Genomic DNA, 336 nt, shown 5'->3' on the forward strand with positions numbered 1-336 from the left:
CATCGCTATATCGCTGTACAGCACCTCTATGTATACATTTCGGCATGAGCAGACTCCTGCTCACTTGATGGGAAGAATTAGCGGAATTACCGGTACTCTGTTCCGCGTAGGTATGCCGCTGACTATGTATGCATCCGGCTGGATGATGATGTGGTGGGGAACCTCTATCATCTTTTTGAGCGCTGCTGTCTGGAATCTGTGTGTCTTCCTTATTTATGTTCGCACCCACCTTTGGAAAATCAGCTAGACTCACTCATCTAAAGATACGAGGAATCTGGCCTGCTCCTCTTCCGCAGGGGCAAGCGCTTCGATAAGCGGGCTGAAGCTGAGAATGAT

Annotated in this window: 1 pseudogene; it reads left to right on the plus strand. The window is 49.1% G+C overall.

Going from position 1 to position 336, the window contains the following annotated elements:
- Positions 1-247, plus strand: a pseudogene (locus LKX83_RS32165) (MFS transporter); the annotation flags it as partial.
- Positions 248-336 lie beyond the last annotated feature (89 nt).

Origin of the sequence: Cohnella baijiui, assembly GCF_020731285.1 — a bacterium.
Lineage (GTDB): Bacteria > Bacillota > Bacilli > Paenibacillales > Paenibacillaceae > Cohnella.